The organism is Streptomyces tamarix (assembly GCF_032423885.1).
In the GTDB taxonomy this organism is placed as follows: domain Bacteria; phylum Actinomycetota; class Actinomycetes; order Streptomycetales; family Streptomycetaceae; genus Streptomyces; species Streptomyces tamarix.
In genome coordinates this window covers 117,744-134,874 of sequence record NZ_JAWCTQ010000016.1, presented here as the reverse complement: position 1 = coordinate 134,874, position 17,131 = coordinate 117,744, and the positions used below count along the sequence as shown (strand labels likewise).

At 33.1% G+C, this 17,131-nt stretch carries 38 protein-coding genes and 1 tRNA gene; all 39 read right to left on the bottom strand.

The features are described 5' to 3' along the window. Positions 1–88 precede the first annotated feature (88 nt). Entirely contained in the window at positions 89–292 is a 204-nt protein-coding gene (locus RND61_RS15610) for a hypothetical protein (protein ID WP_315878549.1), read from the bottom strand. A gap of 85 nt (positions 293–377) precedes the next feature. Further along, positions 378–620 (bottom strand): hypothetical protein, encoded by a 243-nt coding sequence (locus RND61_RS15605; protein WP_315878548.1) that lies wholly within the window; start codon positions 618–620, stop codon positions 378–380. Between the two features lie 888 nt (positions 621–1,508). Continuing rightward, entirely contained in the window at positions 1,509–1,841 is a 333-nt protein-coding gene (locus RND61_RS15600) for a hypothetical protein (protein ID WP_315878547.1), read from the bottom strand. Between the two features lie 456 nt (positions 1,842–2,297). Next, positions 2,298–2,588 (bottom strand): hypothetical protein, encoded by a 291-nt coding sequence (locus tag RND61_RS15595; RefSeq protein WP_315878546.1) that lies wholly within the window; start codon positions 2,586–2,588, stop codon positions 2,298–2,300. Next, positions 2,572–3,081, bottom strand: coding sequence for an HNH endonuclease signature motif containing protein (locus tag RND61_RS15590; RefSeq protein WP_315878545.1), 510 nt, complete (start codon positions 3,079–3,081; stop codon positions 2,572–2,574). The genes RND61_RS15595 and RND61_RS15590 overlap by 17 nt, the downstream gene beginning before the upstream one ends. A gap of 11 nt (positions 3,082–3,092) precedes the next feature. Then, positions 3,093–3,851, bottom strand: a complete 759-nt coding sequence (locus RND61_RS15585) for a hypothetical protein (protein ID WP_315878544.1) — start codon at positions 3,849–3,851, stop codon at positions 3,093–3,095. A gap of 23 nt (positions 3,852–3,874) precedes the next feature. Next, complete coding sequence (locus RND61_RS15580) at positions 3,875–4,294, bottom strand: hypothetical protein (RefSeq protein ID WP_315878543.1); 420 nt, start codon at positions 4,292–4,294, stop codon at positions 3,875–3,877. Between the two features lie 2 nt (positions 4,295–4,296). Further along, the gene (locus RND61_RS15575) at positions 4,297–4,605 is read right to left on the bottom strand and encodes a hypothetical protein (protein ID WP_315878542.1); all 309 of its coding nucleotides are present in this window, start codon (positions 4,603–4,605) and stop codon (positions 4,297–4,299) included. Positions 4,606–4,623: 18 nt separating this feature from the next. Beyond that, on the bottom strand, positions 4,624–4,950 hold the full coding sequence (locus tag RND61_RS15570; protein ID WP_315878541.1) for a hypothetical protein: 327 nt from the start codon (positions 4,948–4,950) through the stop codon (positions 4,624–4,626). Between the two features lie 3 nt (positions 4,951–4,953). Then, positions 4,954–5,163, bottom strand: coding sequence for a hypothetical protein (locus RND61_RS15565; RefSeq protein WP_315878540.1), 210 nt, complete (start codon positions 5,161–5,163; stop codon positions 4,954–4,956). 10 nt (positions 5,164–5,173) lie between these two features. Then, positions 5,174–5,383, bottom strand: a complete 210-nt coding sequence (locus tag RND61_RS15560) for a hypothetical protein (RefSeq protein ID WP_315878539.1) — start codon at positions 5,381–5,383, stop codon at positions 5,174–5,176. A gap of 126 nt (positions 5,384–5,509) precedes the next feature. Next, positions 5,510–5,950, bottom strand: coding sequence for a hypothetical protein (locus RND61_RS15555; protein WP_315878538.1), 441 nt, complete (start codon positions 5,948–5,950; stop codon positions 5,510–5,512). A 73-nt stretch (positions 5,951–6,023) separates the two neighbouring features. Then, complete coding sequence (locus tag RND61_RS15550) at positions 6,024–6,299, bottom strand: hypothetical protein (protein ID WP_315878537.1); 276 nt, start codon at positions 6,297–6,299, stop codon at positions 6,024–6,026. Between the two features lie 59 nt (positions 6,300–6,358). Further along, positions 6,359–6,781: a hypothetical protein gene (locus RND61_RS15545; protein ID WP_315878536.1), complete on the bottom strand. Its 423-nt coding sequence runs from the start codon at positions 6,779–6,781 to the stop codon at positions 6,359–6,361. A gap of 22 nt (positions 6,782–6,803) precedes the next feature. Continuing rightward, positions 6,804–7,025 (bottom strand): hypothetical protein, encoded by a 222-nt coding sequence (locus RND61_RS15540; protein ID WP_315878535.1) that lies wholly within the window; start codon positions 7,023–7,025, stop codon positions 6,804–6,806. Positions 7,026–7,046: 21 nt separating this feature from the next. Continuing rightward, positions 7,047–7,361, bottom strand: coding sequence for a hypothetical protein (locus RND61_RS15535; RefSeq protein ID WP_315878534.1), 315 nt, complete (start codon positions 7,359–7,361; stop codon positions 7,047–7,049). 5 nt (positions 7,362–7,366) lie between these two features. Continuing rightward, positions 7,367–7,546: a hypothetical protein gene (locus tag RND61_RS15530; protein WP_315878533.1), complete on the bottom strand. Its 180-nt coding sequence runs from the start codon at positions 7,544–7,546 to the stop codon at positions 7,367–7,369. Between the two features lie 10 nt (positions 7,547–7,556). Beyond that, positions 7,557–7,790 (bottom strand): hypothetical protein, encoded by a 234-nt coding sequence (locus tag RND61_RS15525; RefSeq protein WP_315878532.1) that lies wholly within the window; start codon positions 7,788–7,790, stop codon positions 7,557–7,559. Positions 7,791–7,930: 140 nt separating this feature from the next. Continuing rightward, positions 7,931–8,299 carry a hypothetical protein gene (locus RND61_RS15520; RefSeq protein WP_315878531.1) on the bottom strand — a complete coding sequence of 123 codons (369 nt, stop codon included), beginning with the start codon at positions 8,297–8,299 and terminating at the stop codon, positions 7,931–7,933. Then, positions 8,292–8,456 carry a DUF1737 domain-containing protein gene (locus tag RND61_RS15515; RefSeq protein ID WP_315878530.1) on the bottom strand — a complete coding sequence of 55 codons (165 nt, stop codon included), beginning with the start codon at positions 8,454–8,456 and terminating at the stop codon, positions 8,292–8,294. Before RND61_RS15515 ends, RND61_RS15520 begins: the two co-directional genes overlap by 8 nt. Beyond that, positions 8,443–8,838 (bottom strand): hypothetical protein, encoded by a 396-nt coding sequence (locus RND61_RS15510; protein ID WP_315878529.1) that lies wholly within the window; start codon positions 8,836–8,838, stop codon positions 8,443–8,445. Before RND61_RS15510 ends, RND61_RS15515 begins: the two co-directional genes overlap by 14 nt. After that, positions 8,831–9,256: a hypothetical protein gene (locus RND61_RS15505; RefSeq protein WP_315878528.1), complete on the bottom strand. Its 426-nt coding sequence runs from the start codon at positions 9,254–9,256 to the stop codon at positions 8,831–8,833. The genes RND61_RS15510 and RND61_RS15505 overlap by 8 nt, the downstream gene beginning before the upstream one ends. After that, positions 9,232–9,534, bottom strand: a complete 303-nt coding sequence (locus tag RND61_RS15500; RefSeq protein WP_315878527.1) for a hypothetical protein — start codon at positions 9,532–9,534, stop codon at positions 9,232–9,234. Before RND61_RS15500 ends, RND61_RS15505 begins: the two co-directional genes overlap by 25 nt. Next, the gene (locus RND61_RS15495) at positions 9,524–9,886 is read right to left on the bottom strand and encodes a hypothetical protein (protein ID WP_315878526.1); all 363 of its coding nucleotides are present in this window, start codon (positions 9,884–9,886) and stop codon (positions 9,524–9,526) included. Before RND61_RS15495 ends, RND61_RS15500 begins: the two co-directional genes overlap by 11 nt. A 253-nt stretch (positions 9,887–10,139) precedes the next feature. Further along, positions 10,140–10,475 (bottom strand): hypothetical protein, encoded by a 336-nt coding sequence (locus RND61_RS15490; RefSeq protein WP_315878525.1) that lies wholly within the window; start codon positions 10,473–10,475, stop codon positions 10,140–10,142. Positions 10,476–10,502: 27 nt separating this feature from the next. Continuing rightward, positions 10,503–10,865, bottom strand: coding sequence for a hypothetical protein (locus RND61_RS15485; protein WP_315878524.1), 363 nt, complete (start codon positions 10,863–10,865; stop codon positions 10,503–10,505). A gap of 189 nt (positions 10,866–11,054) precedes the next feature. Then, a complete protein-coding gene (locus RND61_RS15480; RefSeq protein ID WP_315878523.1) occupies positions 11,055–11,219 on the bottom strand; it encodes a hypothetical protein in 165 nt (54 codons plus the stop codon). A 67-nt stretch (positions 11,220–11,286) separates the two neighbouring features. Then, a complete protein-coding gene (locus RND61_RS15475; RefSeq protein WP_315878522.1) occupies positions 11,287–11,937 on the bottom strand; it encodes a hypothetical protein in 651 nt (216 codons plus the stop codon). Then, positions 11,937–12,623: a type II toxin-antitoxin system HicB family antitoxin gene (locus RND61_RS15470; protein WP_315878521.1), complete on the bottom strand. Its 687-nt coding sequence runs from the start codon at positions 12,621–12,623 to the stop codon at positions 11,937–11,939. Before RND61_RS15470 ends, RND61_RS15475 begins: the two co-directional genes overlap by 1 nt. A gap of 3 nt (positions 12,624–12,626) precedes the next feature. Further along, positions 12,627–12,923 carry a hypothetical protein gene (locus RND61_RS15465; protein WP_315878520.1) on the bottom strand — a complete coding sequence of 99 codons (297 nt, stop codon included), beginning with the start codon at positions 12,921–12,923 and terminating at the stop codon, positions 12,627–12,629. Further along, entirely contained in the window at positions 12,923–13,261 is a 339-nt protein-coding gene (locus tag RND61_RS15460) for a hypothetical protein (RefSeq protein ID WP_315878519.1), read from the bottom strand. Before RND61_RS15460 ends, RND61_RS15465 begins: the two co-directional genes overlap by 1 nt. Positions 13,262–13,335: 74 nt before the next feature. After that, entirely contained in the window at positions 13,336–13,665 is a 330-nt protein-coding gene (locus RND61_RS15455; protein ID WP_315878518.1) for a hypothetical protein, read from the bottom strand. Further along, positions 13,665–14,108 carry a hypothetical protein gene (locus RND61_RS15450; protein ID WP_315878517.1) on the bottom strand — a complete coding sequence of 148 codons (444 nt, stop codon included), beginning with the start codon at positions 14,106–14,108 and terminating at the stop codon, positions 13,665–13,667. Before RND61_RS15450 ends, RND61_RS15455 begins: the two co-directional genes overlap by 1 nt. Positions 14,109–14,122: 14 nt before the next feature. Then, the gene (locus RND61_RS15445) at positions 14,123–14,902 is read right to left on the bottom strand and encodes a hypothetical protein (protein ID WP_315878516.1); all 780 of its coding nucleotides are present in this window, start codon (positions 14,900–14,902) and stop codon (positions 14,123–14,125) included. Then, positions 14,903–15,169, bottom strand: coding sequence for a hypothetical protein (locus RND61_RS15440; RefSeq protein ID WP_315878515.1), 267 nt, complete (start codon positions 15,167–15,169; stop codon positions 14,903–14,905). A 13-nt stretch (positions 15,170–15,182) separates the two neighbouring features. Then, positions 15,183–15,500: a hypothetical protein gene (locus RND61_RS15435; RefSeq protein ID WP_315878514.1), complete on the bottom strand. Its 318-nt coding sequence runs from the start codon at positions 15,498–15,500 to the stop codon at positions 15,183–15,185. A 72-nt stretch (positions 15,501–15,572) separates the two neighbouring features. Further along, positions 15,573–15,645, bottom strand: a tRNA-Cys gene (locus RND61_RS15430). 15 nt (positions 15,646–15,660) lie between these two features. Next, positions 15,661–16,353 (bottom strand): hypothetical protein, encoded by a 693-nt coding sequence (locus RND61_RS15425; RefSeq protein WP_315878513.1) that lies wholly within the window; start codon positions 16,351–16,353, stop codon positions 15,661–15,663. Positions 16,354–16,363: 10 nt separating this feature from the next. Then, entirely contained in the window at positions 16,364–16,978 is a 615-nt protein-coding gene (locus RND61_RS15420) for a hypothetical protein (RefSeq protein WP_315878512.1), read from the bottom strand. Positions 16,979–17,131: the final 153 nt, after the last annotated feature.

The window sequence follows — 17,131 nt, the reverse complement described above, 5'->3', positions numbered from 1 at the left end:
TAGCCTATATTCACCACTTTTAGCTTCTTTAATGATAGTTCGATTAATGATATGTTCAAGTTCTTCTTTATCCATGATTATTTCCTCCTTAAGCAAGTGCTAATTCCAAGTCTTCTAATAGAAGTTTAGCTTCCATAGTGCTTGTGCCGTTTTCCTTAGCATCTTTAACTAAGTCCAATAGCTCAGTAGTTTCATCTGTTTCCTCAATCTTACCTTGAGTGATATTAAGCTTTAACATATCTGCCTTGTGCTCAATAGTGTTTGTAAGTTCTTGCTTTTCTACCTGTGTCATGATTATTTCCTCTTTCCTTTACTGTACCTAGATGATAACATACATTATCTGAAATGTCAATACTTTTTATCTTTTAGGGGATGAGCTACCAACTAATTTTAACGTAGTAGCCCTCTTTCAGTGATAGCTTATCAGGTACTTCTATCTTATACCCTTCACGCTTTAGTAGCTTTGAGCCACTTTCAGAGGTTGCCCATAAGTAGCCAATATCTAGTGGCGTTAATGTAACCTTCCTGCCTCCACTCTTTGCCTCATTAATTAACAACTCTTCAACGATTTCTTCTTGAGACCTTTGATACTCCTGTACTAATTCTAATGCACTAATCATATCTAGTACTCTCCTCCCTTAAGGGCTTGCATACCATCTTCATACCCACGTTGGTATTGTTCATTTGTGCATAGGAACTGGTCAAGTGGTAGGTCAGTCATTGCATCATCGTAGCCTTGTTCATATTTATCCATTTTTCTTCTCCTGTATAAGTGCCTCAATTTCAGCATCTGTTTCTTTCCATAGGTTTTCAATAATTCGCTTTTCCTCTGCATGAGTTAAGTAAGTGTATTGATGACCCTGTTCGTCATATCGTAGCATAATTGCTCCTCCTAAACTATACCTATATGGTAGCACATCCTCTAGTAGTTGTCAATACCTTTTACCTAAATTGCTTGTATTTATTTATTGGGCTGTATAAGCCTGTATGAGCCATTCTAAGCATATTAGGTGTATTTACCTTAAATGACACAGAAAAAGCCCACATCAGACGATATGAGCCAATTAGAGCTACTATGGGCTTATTTGAATGAATATGGGTAGATATGGATGAGATGGAGAGCAAATTCTGGCAATTTCGGGGATGATTAGCGCCATATTGGGCTATCGGAGATATTATAGTGAAATTATTGTAATATTTGTTGTAGTGTTGTAGGAGGAGCGCAAAGTATTTAGTTAGTCTAATGGAAAAACTAAATAAATGGCTATAATTGGGAGCATGTATCACACAGCCCAGGCAGTTCATTCATAGAGTAGTATAATTTATAGTTCATTCAATTCATAAGGTAGTTCCACTCATAAGGTAATAGGGCTTATAAGGTAATCCGTTTCTAAGCAATATAGAGTGCAGGGTCAAAGTCAGGGCTATTACCTATGCTACTATAATGGACTACTCTCCCCCCCCCATTAGACAAAGGGTATAAGGTACTATTAATAAGCTTCGTATCTCTAACCCCATGTTACGTAAAATGAGGCTACTTCTGCATTATAAATTAAGCCCATTTGTGTAGTCTTATAATCATCAACTAGTGTTGTAGTAGGATTAAGTTTATACCCTTTATCAGTTAGGTATTCTGGTCTAATATTCAATAGAGCATAAGCTTTAGGATAATTGTAACTATCTAGTATAGCTGTATTATCTATTACACCTACATTAGGTACATCAACAACCTGATTGAACCATGTGAGTAACTCGTCTTGAGCTTCTATTAACCATTGTGAGCTTTTAGTAGACTGTTGATTAAATTCTTTTACTGTTGGGACATGATTAAATTTATCCATGCTAATTCCTCCATTCAATTGGCTAAATTTATTATCTCTCTTCCTCTATGGATATACTCTCATTATATGCTTTATGCTTCCTTGCTATACTTTCTTGAATATAGGGAGCCATAACTCGCCATCTGGGCTTCCTGGTAAACAAATACTTATATCTATTATTGTTATACTCCTCTAATGAGGTAATAGGGTATATCCAGCTACTTGAATTAGTTGTTTCTTTTATTGCATCATCTAATGTGTACCAATGTACATTAACGTTGTACCTTTTACGATTGATTATAAACTCATCTAAGTCCCAAAACGTATCTTCATTATACCACTCATACTTAGCATACTTCTTACCTTTTCTGTTCTTATAATGTTTAGGTAGGTCATAGCTATATTTATGGTTAGGGTATGATACAGACTTTTTAGTGGGCTTATAGCTCTTCTTATGTGGCTTTTTATAATATTTACTCATTCTTCAATTGGCTCGATTGTTTCTGGGTGTAACCATGCTCGCATAGCTTCACTAGCTAATATATGCTCATCTTGTGCCCATTCAGCACAATTAGTCATATTCCACCCCGCTGTATGATACTTCCATAGTTTAAAACTATGGTACTGCTTTTTCGTCATCTTAACTGTTGGTGCATATTCTTGTTGTAATTTATCAATTATATCTGTAACAAAGGCTTCTGACATATCATCCCAAAATAGTCCGTCACGTTCTAGTGCTTTTATTGCTTCATCAAATGTTAGTCCCATTTATACTCTCCTCTTCATTGTCATACATGATAGAAAAATCCCCATATTTAACAATCTCCTTTTTATGTAGCTGATTACCAAGCCATTGCCTATTTTTACCAAGTAGTAAAGAAAGAGAGCTGCCACTGTCAAATGTGCCAATCTTTTTACCCTTAATTACTAATTTTACTGATTTATTGCTAGTTTTATGTCGAGGTACTAATCCATTATCATATGCATGTTTAACATTTTGCGAGCGACTAACATACTCTAAGTTAGACAGACTATTATTCCTTTTGTTTCCATCGATATGATTGACTTCTAATTCACTTTTCCCTAAGAATGTCTCTATAATTAATCTGTGCAGCTTTATTGTTTTTCCATCTATCGATACCCTAGCATAACTATGTGTAGTATTGTAGTTTATTTTTAGAAACTTATTAGACCTCTTTGAAAAAATATCTCCATTAGAATATACGATATAATTACCTATATCTTTTTCAACAAATGTCATTTCATACTCCTCTATGCATATACGGTTACTGTTAAGTCACTCTTGTAAAATCCCAACACACCGAATCCTACTCCAAGTTTATTCCAAGAGTCTACATCTCGATTAACGTACTTTTCATATTCTATAGGTGAGAAGTATTTACGCATTTGCAGTAGCTTTTTACCATATTCTGTACGCCAATATTCTGGGTCTACATAGGAGTATGAGAACTTTACATACTGTTCCTTACTATCAAGTTCATACTTCGTTAATGACACATCCAAATTATAACCATTTCCTACATCCAATCCTATAGAGTCTGAGACTCTTTTTATTTCTTGGTCACTCAGTCCTAATTGTGTATACTTTATCCACTTATTATGATTATACACGGTAATTAAGTCAAAAGTTCCTGCAGTTGATAAATGAATAGGGATAACGTTATCTACTGTTATGACCCACTCATATTTTCTACTTTCTGTTGAGTACCTCTTATCTTTGTTTATCTTATTAATTGCTTGATGCTTATCGTAAATAATTCCCTTATTTCTAAGGTGTCTTTCATAACTAAGAGGAATCTCTTCCATTAAATCAGTTATCCATGGAATTATTACCCAGCCAACAATACTAATTATAAGAATCATAAATACTAGGAAGTGTAAAATCCAAAGGGAATACCTAATAATATTTTGGTACAACTTAATATTGACACCAAGTTCTTTTTTATGACCCCTTGACATATACCAATAAGCATATTTAGCATGTTCATTCATTTGCTCGATTTTACTCATTACATACTCCTCTATATGTTTCACTAATAATGCTGATAATATTTATCCTCTGAATCCCACCAAATAATCCTATAAGCAGGAGTATAATAATCTTTAATGTATGTCGGTGTTGGGGTTAATTCTCGTATCGTTTCTACACGTTCATCAAATGACTTAATATGATACTTCTTACCCTCTACATATTTAATAACGCTTTTCTTTCCCAATTGATTGTACAATGACCTACTAAGAGGCGTATTAGTATTAAGGTCAGGAGTTGTTAAAACGATTTGAGTCGAATAGTTTGGTACTTTAAAGTTGTGGTTATAATATCTAATACTATTATCTCCTTGTTTAATAGCATTTTCGATATCTTTATATAGTTGGTCTTCTTCCTCTGGTGATAAAGGTGAACGTTCTGATAGACTCCTCTTGATATGTTTAGCTGATTTAAGACTTTTCATAGCTAACCTTTCGTATGACCTGTAAAAGTAACTGATTCATCAAGTACAATCTTCTCACCTGTTGATAAGGTTACTACATCACCAATAGCAACACGATGAGTCTCTTTCTCAGTTAACAACGCTACATCTGGGTCGCCAAGTAGGTAACGGAGTACTAAATGTTCTCCTTCTGACGATAAATCTTCCTGAATTAAGATACTATTAGTAATCAAACCCATATTTAGCAATCCATCCAAAGGGAATGCTTTGTTATCTGTACGGAACTCTTTTAATACATCAAAAGCAGCTCTACTTACTACTAATTTTTTCATTACTGTTCTCCTAATTCATTAATTCTCATAGTTATCATCATACTTTTCATAGATAGCTATATCCCAATAATCTTCCATACCATTACCATTCTCAATAACTAGGGACTTATTCCAGCTATTCAGAAAAGATTTTGCTGATGGGTATTTTTTAAATACTATATATTTCCAAAATCTATTATTCCCTTTTCTGAATAATGCATCTCGATATACAATAACCTTACCTTTTTTAGTATAACGAGCTTTCTGTTCTGAAAATCCCCATGGAAATATAGTGAATTCTGTACCTCTTGGTATAGAAACTACGGTATTAGTTGATGGACTTTTAATCTTTAGGCTTGGTGTCATTACTTATCTCCTACTCTCATAATATTTAGAAACATATTCCCTAACCTTTACGAAATCATCTGATTCTACAAAAGGATTTGCACTTTGTATTCTAACAACCGTATTATAATCTACATCTGTAGCTGTAACTACTTTCTGAGGAGTAAGACCATGGGCGACAGTTAACTCAAACATAATATTAGACAGTCCTTCTACTTCTCGTTTATCTATCATTTATATCTCCTTATAAATCAAATCCAAAAGCCGCATCCATGCAATATTCATCCTCATACTTATCTACACCAGCATTAAAGCCAAAACAGAAATCATCCCTATAATTATACGGTACATTCACTATTGCTTTGTCATAGAGATTCCATGCACTTTCAAATGTCAAATGAAAATGTCTCTGTGCCATATAACCAGCTTTATAGCCTAGCTTAGAGTAGTCCACTACTCCTTTACCATGCTCGCAATACCAACATTGAGTATATCCTTTATTTACTTTTCGCTTCAGACAAGATTGACACCATTGGCTATTACCAACTCGATTAGATGTATCCACAGTTCCCTACCTTTCTTAATCCCAAACTTTAGACCACTTAACCTCTGACATATTAAGTTGCACTAACTCACCACCATCAAAAGAAAATTCATATCTATTTCTAGGTTCATTCGGAAACACTAATGTAAATCTTTGAATATTTTCCTTTACATCATATCCAGAAACAGTCATACCATGGGCATTTATCATAACCTCATCCCAATCATTTAAAAGAATTTTCTTAAGTTCTTTTTTAGCTTTATTTACAACTTGCTCTTTGTTAGTAAAAAAATCTGGGTGACTTAGTTGGTACAATTCATGAGTCAGTTCATTCAGTAGCTTATCTGCTATTCTTAGTTCAACTGGTTGATTTTCATAATCATCAAATTTTCCTAGCTTGTAGTCATTGAGCCAGCCTTGAACTTTGACTGCTTTCTCACGTAGTTCATCAATTTCTTTTAGTTGTGTGTTATTCATGTCTATTTCCTTTTTCTTATACTATAATCATAGGATAACACACTATTTTATAAATGTCAAGTTAATTCGTTTTTTAATCACCTTGGTATATAGATACTAACTTAATTAAACTTCTCGGCTCGTTATTAACCATCAGAATCTTTGTAGTCTCATCGGGCTCATCAATATACCAATTATCTTCACCAAACCATCTATTAAATGTATAATCTTCTCCTGCATACCAATTATCAAAATAAGCAGTCGTCAACTGTAACGTTGGATATGCTACCTCTTCATCAATTAGTAATGCATTTACCGCTTCCTCATATGAATAAACAACTATCTTGTTTCCTTCTGATTTGTATTCCATAATCTAGACTACCTACTTCATATTGTGCTCGCTATAGTTAAGTTCAGATACTTAGAAATTCAAACCTCTCGTTTGTCAATGCCAATACCAGTAGGGAATGAATCCAAACTCTTAATGTTGTTAATTGCTTCTGAAAGGAAGTCAGCAAGTATATCAGCAACCAAGAAGACAAACTTATATTCTTCATTCTCATATGTGAAGTCACTCTTTTTTAGTGCTGCTGACTTAGGTGTATTCTTAGTATCATATTCAACTAATCCATGCTCAATAGCCCATTTAGCAAGTTCATCAAAGTCATTAATATGCACCTCAATACCTTTGGCATCATCATCCAAACTAAAACCACCATAGTCAAGGTCTGCCAATAATTCTGCTACATCTTTTGCTGACCAATTATCGCTACCATGTTCTTTAATTACTTGCTCTGGGGTGACTATTTCCTCGTCTTCAAAAGTTAATTCTGTTACATATACGTTTTTCATTTTTTATACTCTTTCCGTTTTCCTAATTATTAGTTAATAACTTGTTGTAAGTAGAATACACTTCCAATGCTTTATCCTTCTTATAAAAAGTCTCTTCACTATAAGACTGGGACAATGCCTTATTATCTTCAAATGTTTTTGAATATAACAAAGTTCCACCAAAAATAGATGTATGATATAGAGATAACGTTACCTCTGAATAAAACTCATCTAAATCTCTATTTACTATAACTTTATAAGCCATCAGTATATCTTTATACCTCCTTTAATCGTGTGCATTACTAGACTTATAGCCAACAGCATAATAATGTGACTCTTCATATGCATAAAATATACTTGGAATAGATGATAAACTAATAGCCGTCTTGTAATCCATAATTGCTTCATTAGGAAGAACACCATAATCAATGTCAATATCACCACTAGTGAAAATAACTAAATAAGTGTTATTATTAGATATTTTGCGAGTACCCTCTATCTTTGATGTAAAACCAACTTCTTTTAGGTGATACATTAATTCATAAAATTCTTGATAACTATTAATAGGTACATTAACGCAACTAAATTCTTTCACTGCCATTCTCCTTAAATGTAAATACTATCTTCATACCTATCTGGGTGAGCATTCATATCACCATCTAAAAGACCATAACCATAATCCTCTGCATATTCAGTAGGGATAGTTAACTCACCATCATCAATATCAAGTTTCCCATTGTGGTAACCTGTATAATACCAGTATAACTGCTCTTCTTTACTTTTCATATCCTACTCCTTAGTGTGGCTGATACACAGCATCAACGTGCGACCAATATCGCTCTTCTGCCTCTTTAACACGATTTTTATACTGAATACTATATAACTTGATATAAATCCGTTCTGTGTAAGACTCAAGTTCTTCTCTATTCATCATACTCATATCGTGATATAGGTTCTCTAAATCTAATTCCAAATGCTCTATAGCATCTTCATACATAGTTTTATTCCTCCGTCCAATCGTGAGTGTCATCTAAATCATATCTGTTATTCATATTTACTCTCCTTTACTATCTGTGTTTCTTATTTACTATAATTTACTATACCACTAATAACTAATTTTGTCAATAACTTAATCAAATAAAAAAAGCCCATAAGGGCAATGTTATACTTTTATTTGGAATTATCCAAATACGTATACGTTTTATACGTATCTATCCAAGATTGTTGATAGGCAATATCTTCTACTATCTCTATAGTCATATCATCAAGATTACTAAATGCATCATTAAAATCAAAATTTTTACCTGTGACAGCCCCATAATTAGCTAGTGATTCTGCTAGTGCTTGAAAATGGATAGTGTTGTCTGATTCCTCTCCTGTCAGAGCATAATGATATAAATCATTTGTGACAGCTAACTGTCCTTCTGCTTGTGCAATTGCTATTTTTAATTGGTAACTAGGCTCTGAAACCTCATTTAGCATATGAACTTTATCAGTATATAATTGCATATTTTCTTTTAATAAATCTTCGTCAATCATTGTTATTATCCTCTCTAACCAATGTTTGCATATAAGCGTTAAACCTTACTGTTGCACCTCCAACAGGTTTCCATCCCTTTTTAAGGTACTCATCTACTGATTCTTCTAATTCGTGAATATATTCTTCACGTACTACCTTATACTCAACTAATGCCATGATACTTCTCCTTAATATCCGATACCAATTCCTCAACATGACCAGAATATGACATTGCAGACTCCATTTCATTATTAGCGATAGATTCTCTTTCATTTGCCTCTTTAACCATTCTATTAACTATCTTACTTATCATATCTTCAATAGAATAGATATTAGAAAACATAGAATATCTCTCACTATAATAAGGACTATTAGAATCATTGCCTAGACCCTTTATATGGTTAAATTCAGATTTCATAAGAGTGCTAACTCCAGAGCCTTCTTTAAAAGTAATATATCTACTATCTTCCTTCACAATAGGATATGTATCCACAAAAACTTGTTCATCATCAATACTGTCATCTGAGCTAATTAGCACATAATTTACATTTTTACTCACCTCTTAACACCCTACCCGTCTTTTCATTAAACTCTTCAACATATTTAAGCTGGTCATTTCTAATTGATGCTCTACGTTTCCTACCACGCTTCTTTTTAACTCTATACTTGTGATGGTATTCAAAATCTTTAGTAGAATAAGCCTTATGCTTCTTATAGATATAGCTAACCTTGCTCTTAGATAAGTCATAGCCACTATTAAATATGTTACCATCATACATACTTTCATATTTAGATGCTATTAATGATAACTCTGATTCCCTGGTAAAAAAGTATATGATGTTATCGTGAGGGTCATCATCCCAAAGATAAGGTTTTCTGGGGTTATACTCAATATTAGCTAATCTACGCCATCTTAATTTATTCTTCATACCAAATTCTCCAACTAATACTTTTACTGCCTTACTCTCTCTTCCCATCTCCCAAATCCGTCAATATTATCTGGAAATGAATCCCTAACTCTAGAAAGTAAATCATAGTAATAAGTGTATTCAGATAACGTTTTATCCTTTCTAGACCATAACTTATCATCAATTAACTTAATATCAAAAGCAGGAAAATATCCATCTAATACAGCAATAGAAACTTCTACTTTTCCATCTGATTTATGAATATTTACGGTAGTATTCCCTTTACGTGAAAATAAAGATTTACTAGTTATTTTTGGTTCTCGTACCTCAACATAGTCATACATCATTTGTTTTCTGGGGCTCCTTTTTATCTCTTTCATCTCCGTGGAACAATTCATCAAATATCCTACGAGGAATAATATGAACTTCATCTTGACCTAATCTTTGAAAGTAGGATAATTGAATAATGCAGTCACCTGGGAAAACTGTATCATCTACTTGGTTTTCATCCCAAGTATAACTAAGAACTTTTGGCTGACCAATACCAAGTCGCCAAAATCCTGCTGTTAAGGTTCCATTATCAACTAATCTCTTAATAAAATCTGGTACACTATCTGATAGTGTAAAATCAGGTAAAACATCCTCTTCTTTAAATCTATAGTATTCACCCGAAAAATCTGCATAAAATTGATAGTTCAATTCACTACTCCTCCCTATTTGTTACTTGTCTTTGCATTTCCTCTAACATAAGTATCTGTTCATAATCATGCTTAGATATATCTATATAACTACCATCAAATGTTTGTATAATTATGTTATTTTTCAAAATCTTTTTCATATCCCATTAAAATCAAAAACTCCTCTAAGTCTTCTTTGGTTAGCATTTGATTTATTTGTTCTTCTGTATACACAGGTATTTTCATGGTCTCTAAGTTATTTGGATTTATCATATTTAGTATCTCTCATCCGTATTTAAGCTAAAATCATGTCTATAATAAACAGGCTCCCAAGAATGGTTTGGAATGTAAATATCTACATAGGCATCCTTAGAAACATCGCGTTTTAGCAGAGCATTAGCTATCATAATGATATGCTTGTGCTCTTTTTTATTAATTGTTCTGACAACAATATAAGCACTGTTGTATGATATCTCACTTTTCGGATTAACTGAAACTCTATCACTATTCAGCTTAAACTCACTCTTTACAGAACCTCTAATTGTTTTAGGTTTATCACTAACATCATTAGTAAAATGAATCCCAGAATCACCTGTGTTATTTAAAGACATCCCTTTAAGGTAAATGTCACCAGATTCTCATTTATCTAGGCTATAGATAGGAACAACCCCAAAATCACTAGAGATATTAAGACTATCTCCATTAGGAGTATAATCATTCTTAAATGCATTAGAATTAAGATAACTTTGAATTAGGGTAGTTTGACTATCGGAAAGATGACAATATATTGCACTTACCATAGATAGTATAATAAAAGGAATAGAGATAATAAGTTCAATTTTGGCTCTCTTTTTATGCAGATTTCTTTCTATCCTACTGTAGACAAATAAGGCAACACTAATCATGAATATAACAAATACAACCATTGCATATGCATAGGGACTAATGATATATAGCTTCTGAAGTGGATTCAATAGATTATAAATATTTTCTTCAGTCATGTAAATTACAAATCTTTCTGTTCTAAATATTTAGATTCCGACCATTTTCTATGGGGAAACTTGCGCTTACGATATGTTAATTTTTTGCTAATTTCTCTATATAGTCTAACTTGGTCATGATTCCATAAATATCCACCATCTTTTTTAAAATCTTTATGACTCTTTCTTATTGAGCTGTACATCTTCATATTAGTATCCTCTCTCTACTAGGTAGTCTTCCTCACCTACATCAAAACCTTCTCGATACCCATCAGAGCCTTCTGAATCAATTGAAAAGGTGTTACAATATGCCTTATTTAGATGACCATCTCGATATCCCTTATCAAAACCAATCATGTAATCATTATTGTTCATTTATTTGTCTCCTTTTCTATAAGCTTACTATACCATATAAAAAAGAGCCTGTCAAGCTCTTTTGTAATTACAATTTAATTTCTAATCTACGACTTATTTCTGAGATTGTCCTAGCTTGGTTTAACATGCTGTCAACAATATTTTCTCTAGGGTAGCTTACATCATTAAAAACAGAACTATTTAGCAGTTTAGCAAACGCATCTGGGATGCCTAAGTCTACAACAATATGACCGTCTTCGACTAAGCCTACATGGATAGAAAGTAACTTATGTCCGTCCCCATCATAGTTAGTTACAGGGAAAAGTTCATAGTTATTATCTAACTTTAGCAGTCTCAAGTAATAAATAAAATCATCTGCTTCAGCAGCCTCTCGAACGCTAAAGCTCGCTGCTATAAATCTGGCAAAAGTGTCTCCTTGTTGTGTTCCTGTATCAACCTTCACTCCAACAACTTCTTTTTCATGATATAAACCAAGCATATCAGGAACAATCACTGATATGTCATCTTTGCCCTTCTTAACAGTATCTTTATCATTAAATGAAACCTTATATAATGATTCAGAATCATGAATGGCATTTAGCAAAAACAAGTTTTTAGCTTGATTCGGAGACAAAAAATCTCCATCTTCATATCTAGAACAATGCTGAGCGGTTCCTCGTAACCAAGTTTGCTTATTATGTTCCTCAATAACTACATACTTATTTAATTCTTTATACACTATTTTTCTCCTCTATTATTGACCTTATTAATATACTCAGATTTTATGTCTTCTAGACTAACGGGTGTATTATTTCCCTCTACATAATTATCTTTCCAAACAGAATCCTCTTTAGTTCGTAAAACCAATGAAAAATCATCAACTGACTTGCCTTGCTTGAGAAAGTTATCTATGAACAATCGTATATTATGTTTCTGATTATCAGATAAAGTAGCATTGAATATGAGTTTTAATTTTGGTTTATCTTCTATTTTGTGACCTAAAAAGTAGGAATCAGTCATACCATACTTAGAGGCAACGTAATCGCTAGATATTAAGAAATCTGGATAATCTTCTAATGTCCCATATGTTCCTGCATAATAAGCAGAACATAAATAACTCATCTTAGATATTTTCATACTAGTAGGATTATCTAATTTTTCAGATAGCATATTTAAGAAAGCCTGTTTTGAAAAAACAAATAAATTATTATCTCTTCGTGAATTTGTGATATCCCACTCTTCCATAGCCCCTGCTAAGTCTAACTCTAATTCAGGTAAAGTTTCTCCTGTTGCTATTAGACCTGGCATTTCTTTAACAACAGCACTATAATAATAGCCATCATCAGTATTTCTAGATATATCTACAGTAACCGTTTTTCTTTCATGAGTTACAGCATCCGTTGTATTATATCTCCTTGTTAACATACATCAATTACCGACTCTAACCATGTATTCTCTAATAGATACATGACGTTTTTCACGGATAGCAAGTACCTCTTTAGCAGGGTTATAGTGACCTTCCTTATTTTGAATGACTTGTCTAAGCTTATGAACTGTAATAATACTTAAGTTCATTCGTTCAATATCTTTCATGGTCTTGCAACCCAATTCTTTGCAACATTCCAGATAAAGTTTTGTATCATTACTCCGTGTTGCCACGTTACGTGATAATACCTTTTCGACAAGTTCTTTAACTGTATTTAACTCAGTATTAATTTCTGGCATTAAAAGCCTCCCCTAATATCCATTTCATCTAAGATTAGCTTTGATTCCTTATAAACGTTTAGGTCTGATATTGTAAGTTCTTCATCATTCTTAAACCACACATCAAACGCATCACTTAGATTTTCACCGCCAATACGCCAAATATAACCTGTACTCAAGTTGAATAATTGGTATGCTTTTTTAGAAGAATCCTGTTGGTTAGTAAGACCTAAGACAAAAGTGTTATAGGTGTTAGTAGCCTTGATTGTTACCCTAACAATATCACCCCGTTTAGCTCTAAGGAATTTATTTTTTAGGTTGCAAATTGTACCTACATCTTTTTCAATCACTTGAATCATATATTTTCTCCTTATTTGTATAAACATAGTATAACATAAACTACATAATTTGTCAATAAAAAAGACCGAATGGTCTAATAATTAGGGTGAATTTGATTTTTTATCAAGTCTACTATCTCATCATACTCAGGGTATTTATCATAGGTCTTCTTAAATACGTCTGGTTTACAAGAATATATCTCGCCTTGTGCATCCTTAATGATATAATCGCCTTTTTCTGCAAACATTACATCCTTTGAATTTGTTATATACATTACAGGTTCATACTTACTAGTACCTTCTCTAATCCATGCTAATCCATTCTCGATAGCTTCAATAATCCACAAGGGGTCTTCTCCTTGGTCTCTATCACCCGTCCACTTAAATGCCTCTACAACTACTGGCTTTTTAATATATTTACTCATTACCTCTCCTTAATACTAATTGATAGTTCATCAGGGTTTTCTCCAAGTTCAATTACCTCGAATAGATTTTCTGTTTCTGACCTTTCTGACCACGGAACATAAATCATATCGGAATCCTTATCTTCATCTATGATAATAGCACTAATTCCTCTGTACTCCTTCAACATTTGCCATGCATCATACTCATCACTGTCTTTAGAAGTAACCCATCCATTATTATAAAATTCAGAATGAGGAGAAGTAAGGTTCATTCTAGATACTGATAGATAAATTTCTTTTGCAGATAAGGTAGTGAGTATACCATCTACAGGTCGTATAGTGTAACTTTTTGTTACATCACTAATGATAACAAAAGGTGTTATCATTACTTCATTACCTGTATTAAAAGAAATTGAGTCGGTGTTCTCAAAAACCAATGTAACTGTGTGATTACTTTTTTTCATAACTTCTCCTTATGCTATACTGCATATAACTTCTTAACTGCCTCTAATATTAGGCTGCTTGGTATTGATGAACGAATATTATAATTCCTAATCTGCTTCCGTTTAGAACTTTTTCTTTTATCCACGCCTATTGTTATTGGTGAAGGATGAATTGAGCTATTCAAATCAAGATTCATATCACTAAAGAATATAGTTGGTTTTTGTGGATAGCTTTCATCATAGTTATTATAACGGACTTTATTACGCAAATTGTGCCAATCACATACATCTTCATAGTAGTCAAAAATTTTAGAGGTCATAGGATTTTCTATGATATAATGTTCTGGATTATATCGTTTAATAATTTCCATCGTGTTGAATGCACACAGTTCACCATTTATCCTATTGCGAACAGTCTTAGCAAAATCAACCTTAAAGGGTGTGTGGTTCTTAGTGTCTATATGTTTGCTAGTTCTAATTGTAAACTTAGAGTTTTCAATATGCCCATCTTTAAACTCAGTACTACTGGAATACCAACAAGTATTGCCTCTCATCATAGCACTTGCATTAGACCAACTTTCGCAAGGAGGACTAGCTAAAATAATATCTGGTTTCGGCAACTTATCTAGTTCATCAAACAATGAATTGTCATTGAATAGGATACCGTTATTAGCCAAATCCAAATTTATAAAATTAGCTTTATTTTCATTTAGTTTATCTTTTCCAATAGCTATAACTTTATACTCCCCCCCCCCACTAAGGGCTTTAGCATAGGAGCCATCTCCACTATCAAATAGAGCCCATACAGTTTTCATTTACTTAATCTCCTTTATATCTACTAATCTTCCTTGCTTGAGCGGGTCAACTGCGCCGCCACGTGTTAGTTTTTTATAGCGTGTATCTAGATAAATATATCGAGCACCTTCCAACCAATAATAATTATCTTTCCAAATATCAGTGTTATTACTATGCCAAGTATAGCCTAAGTTAAAAAGTCTCTTTAATGACGAACGCCATTCTAGCCATGATTCTGTTTCTACCCTAAGAATATACTCTTCATTTTTAGGTTGTTTGTTTTTCATTATACTTCTCCTTTTATTTAATCAGATTTCCAAATGTCTTAGTGAAGATTCTGTTAGAAACGATAGAAAAATCATTCACTCCTGAACTGTAGGGTTCTCCAAACCTTACAATATAATCTCCTTCATCTCGGTATCTATAACAAGAATACCGCTTACCATTATCTTGCCTGGTTATAAATGCAGGGCTTGCGTTAGAATAGAACTCAATCTCAAGCTCTCCTTTTAGGTACAAGACTTTAACGAATATTGGAACTTTATCAGAAATTGTTCCATCTGGTAAAATATCATCTTCTGTGAATTGGTAGTACTCTCCAGGAAATTTATTAGTCATTTATTTTCACTCCTTTATTGATATTCTTTTGCTGGTATTCAGATAAAAATATTTCATAATATACTCCTACTAAGGTGGTAATGGGATTTGAACCCATGCTCATAGGGTTGCAACCTATTGCCTTACCAGACTTGGCTATACCACCATAAAGCCAAACGTCTTAGAATAATCCAATGGCATTAACAATATTAGCTAATAGTCGATAAACTTTATTATATGTTATTGCTAACTCAATCATTGTTGAACGATTTTCATAACCAATATCGTCAGAACTATATAACGTTTCTAACTGTTCATCGAGATATTTAACCATTAAGGCAATGCATCCTTCGCTCATATAATCGTATTCATTACCAGCATCAATAGCTTCTTCCATTAAATCAAGATAATCATTAAAATCTATGTCAAAATCATCTTCATTATACTGTGCCAAAAAATTAGATAGATTCTCTTTATACGTACTAAAATCAGCTAATAACTGATAGGGAGTATCTGAGGGAATAGCCTGAGCTTTGCTCATCAGATATCTTTCAGCTACAGGGTATAAGGGTTGATAAAATCCATCCCCACCATCTAAGTAAAATGTTGCACAGATTAGACTACCCGTAACCATTAAATAATGAGAATCATCTGATATGGTCAACCTCATTAGTTCTAGACCACTCTCACCTAAATGCATTGTTATTGTTCTTCCATTGATATCATAGTCCTTAATATATCTAAGACTATTATATTCATCGTGAGACTCGATTTGCTTTAAATATTCATTAGCATGCTTAATAGAAGTAGATATTTTTTCTTCTGATAGTTCGCCATTTCCTTCTCGTAGTAACTTCATACCGTAATCTTTCATGTTGTCCTCCTTATAAACTAATTTCTTTTTGTATTGGTGTATATAAACTAAATATTGGCAACTCTCTCAGTGCACGTATTTCCTCATCAGAGAACAAACCGTTTTCAATAGCGTAGTATGTGAATGCAGAATTTGCATTATATCCATTATGAACAACTGTTCTTTTAGAATCAAATGACCATAAATAGGATTCACCAAATCGTTTAATAGAATCAAATCTAGCATTTTTAACATCTAGGAAAAATGATACCCAACCACTTCTACTAATTCCTGCACTGCATGAGGATATGATATTTTTGTTCGGGTTGTCTAGTAAAAACCTAACTATCTGCTTAACATGTTGCTCAGAAGGCATAGAAGGATTATCTAAACTAGGAAGCATATCAACTGTATATGAAACAACTTCTTTTGGTAAATCATCTGCAAATATAACGAGACTATTCTTTGCTCCTAGTGCTACATTAAGTAACTTCCTTAAGTTATCTTTACCCCATCTAATGTCATCCATACTAACAAATAAGATAAGAGCATCATCATCTGTTACCTCAACACCATTCAATAGTTCTGAATGACTAAAGTTGTTGTATATGGTTGGAAACTTAAGTGAATCCATTTTCTTTTGCATATTTTCTCATCCTCTCAAGGTTTTCATATAATTCTGATGGGCTAGAGCCATGACAAATTAATCCCTTTATGTTTGGGTCTTTTGCTTCATAAAGTATTTCACCCTGTCTGTTTTTGGTATATTTAACGTTTATTACCACTTTTTTACCTCCGA

Bases quoted from the DNA above. Each gene is read 5' to 3' on its own strand.
- RND61_RS15610 (WP_315878549.1), bottom strand. From the start codon at position 292: ATGACACAGGTAGAAAAGCAAGAACTTACAAACACTATTGAGCACAAG.
- RND61_RS15605 (WP_315878548.1), bottom strand. From the start codon at position 620: ATGATTAGTGCATTAGAATTAGTACAGGAGTATCAAAGGTCTCAAGAA.
- RND61_RS15600 (WP_315878547.1), bottom strand. From the start codon at position 1,841: ATGGATAAATTTAATCATGTCCCAACAGTAAAAGAATTTAATCAACAG.
- RND61_RS15595 (WP_315878546.1), bottom strand. From the start codon at position 2,588: ATGGGACTAACATTTGATGAAGCAATAAAAGCACTAGAACGTGACGGA.
- RND61_RS15590 (WP_315878545.1), bottom strand. From the start codon at position 3,081: ATGACATTTGTTGAAAAAGATATAGGTAATTATATCGTATATTCTAAT.
- RND61_RS15585 (WP_315878544.1), bottom strand. From the start codon at position 3,851: ATGAGTAAAATCGAGCAAATGAATGAACATGCTAAATATGCTTATTGG.
- RND61_RS15580 (WP_315878543.1), bottom strand. From the start codon at position 4,294: ATGAAAAGTCTTAAATCAGCTAAACATATCAAGAGGAGTCTATCAGAA.
- RND61_RS15575 (WP_315878542.1), bottom strand. From the start codon at position 4,605: ATGAAAAAATTAGTAGTAAGTAGAGCTGCTTTTGATGTATTAAAAGAG.
- RND61_RS15570 (WP_315878541.1), bottom strand. From the start codon at position 4,950: ATGACACCAAGCCTAAAGATTAAAAGTCCATCAACTAATACCGTAGTT.
- RND61_RS15565 (WP_315878540.1), bottom strand. From the start codon at position 5,163: ATGATAGATAAACGAGAAGTAGAAGGACTGTCTAATATTATGTTTGAG.
- RND61_RS15555 (WP_315878538.1), bottom strand. From the start codon at position 5,950: ATGAATAACACACAACTAAAAGAAATTGATGAACTACGTGAGAAAGCA.
- RND61_RS15550 (WP_315878537.1), bottom strand. From the start codon at position 6,299: ATGGAATACAAATCAGAAGGAAACAAGATAGTTGTTTATTCATATGAG.
- RND61_RS15545 (WP_315878536.1), bottom strand. From the start codon at position 6,781: ATGAAAAACGTATATGTAACAGAATTAACTTTTGAAGACGAGGAAATA.
- RND61_RS15540 (WP_315878535.1), bottom strand. From the start codon at position 7,025: ATGGCTTATAAAGTTATAGTAAATAGAGATTTAGATGAGTTTTATTCA.
- RND61_RS15535 (WP_315878534.1), bottom strand. From the start codon at position 7,361: ATGGCAGTGAAAGAATTTAGTTGCGTTAATGTACCTATTAATAGTTAT.
- RND61_RS15530 (WP_315878533.1), bottom strand. From the start codon at position 7,546: ATGAAAAGTAAAGAAGAGCAGTTATACTGGTATTATACAGGTTACCAC.
- RND61_RS15525 (WP_315878532.1), bottom strand. From the start codon at position 7,790: ATGACACTCACGATTGGACGGAGGAATAAAACTATGTATGAAGATGCT.
- RND61_RS15520 (WP_315878531.1), bottom strand. From the start codon at position 8,299: ATGATTGACGAAGATTTATTAAAAGAAAATATGCAATTATATACTGAT.
- RND61_RS15515 (WP_315878530.1), bottom strand. From the start codon at position 8,456: ATGGCATTAGTTGAGTATAAGGTAGTACGTGAAGAATATATTCACGAA.
- RND61_RS15505 (WP_315878528.1), bottom strand. From the start codon at position 9,256: ATGGGAAGAGAGAGTAAGGCAGTAAAAGTATTAGTTGGAGAATTTGGT.
- RND61_RS15500 (WP_315878527.1), bottom strand. From the start codon at position 9,534: ATGATGTATGACTATGTTGAGGTACGAGAACCAAAAATAACTAGTAAA.
- RND61_RS15490 (WP_315878525.1), bottom strand. From the start codon at position 10,475: ATGTCTTTAAATAACACAGGTGATTCTGGGATTCATTTTACTAATGAT.
- RND61_RS15485 (WP_315878524.1), bottom strand. From the start codon at position 10,865: ATGACTGAAGAAAATATTTATAATCTATTGAATCCACTTCAGAAGCTA.
- RND61_RS15480 (WP_315878523.1), bottom strand. From the start codon at position 11,219: ATGAACAATAATGATTACATGATTGGTTTTGATAAGGGATATCGAGAT.
- RND61_RS15470 (WP_315878521.1), bottom strand. From the start codon at position 12,623: ATGTTAACAAGGAGATATAATACAACGGATGCTGTAACTCATGAAAGA.
- RND61_RS15465 (WP_315878520.1), bottom strand. From the start codon at position 12,923: ATGCCAGAAATTAATACTGAGTTAAATACAGTTAAAGAACTTGTCGAA.
- RND61_RS15460 (WP_315878519.1), bottom strand. From the start codon at position 13,261: ATGATTCAAGTGATTGAAAAAGATGTAGGTACAATTTGCAACCTAAAA.
- RND61_RS15455 (WP_315878518.1), bottom strand. From the start codon at position 13,665: ATGAGTAAATATATTAAAAAGCCAGTAGTTGTAGAGGCATTTAAGTGG.
- RND61_RS15450 (WP_315878517.1), bottom strand. From the start codon at position 14,108: ATGAAAAAAAGTAATCACACAGTTACATTGGTTTTTGAGAACACCGAC.
- RND61_RS15445 (WP_315878516.1), bottom strand. From the start codon at position 14,902: ATGAAAACTGTATGGGCTCTATTTGATAGTGGAGATGGCTCCTATGCT.
- RND61_RS15440 (WP_315878515.1), bottom strand. From the start codon at position 15,169: ATGAAAAACAAACAACCTAAAAATGAAGAGTATATTCTTAGGGTAGAA.
- RND61_RS15435 (WP_315878514.1), bottom strand. From the start codon at position 15,500: ATGACTAATAAATTTCCTGGAGAGTACTACCAATTCACAGAAGATGAT.
- RND61_RS15425 (WP_315878513.1), bottom strand. From the start codon at position 16,353: ATGAAAGATTACGGTATGAAGTTACTACGAGAAGGAAATGGCGAACTA.
- RND61_RS15420 (WP_315878512.1), bottom strand. From the start codon at position 16,978: ATGCAAAAGAAAATGGATTCACTTAAGTTTCCAACCATATACAACAAC.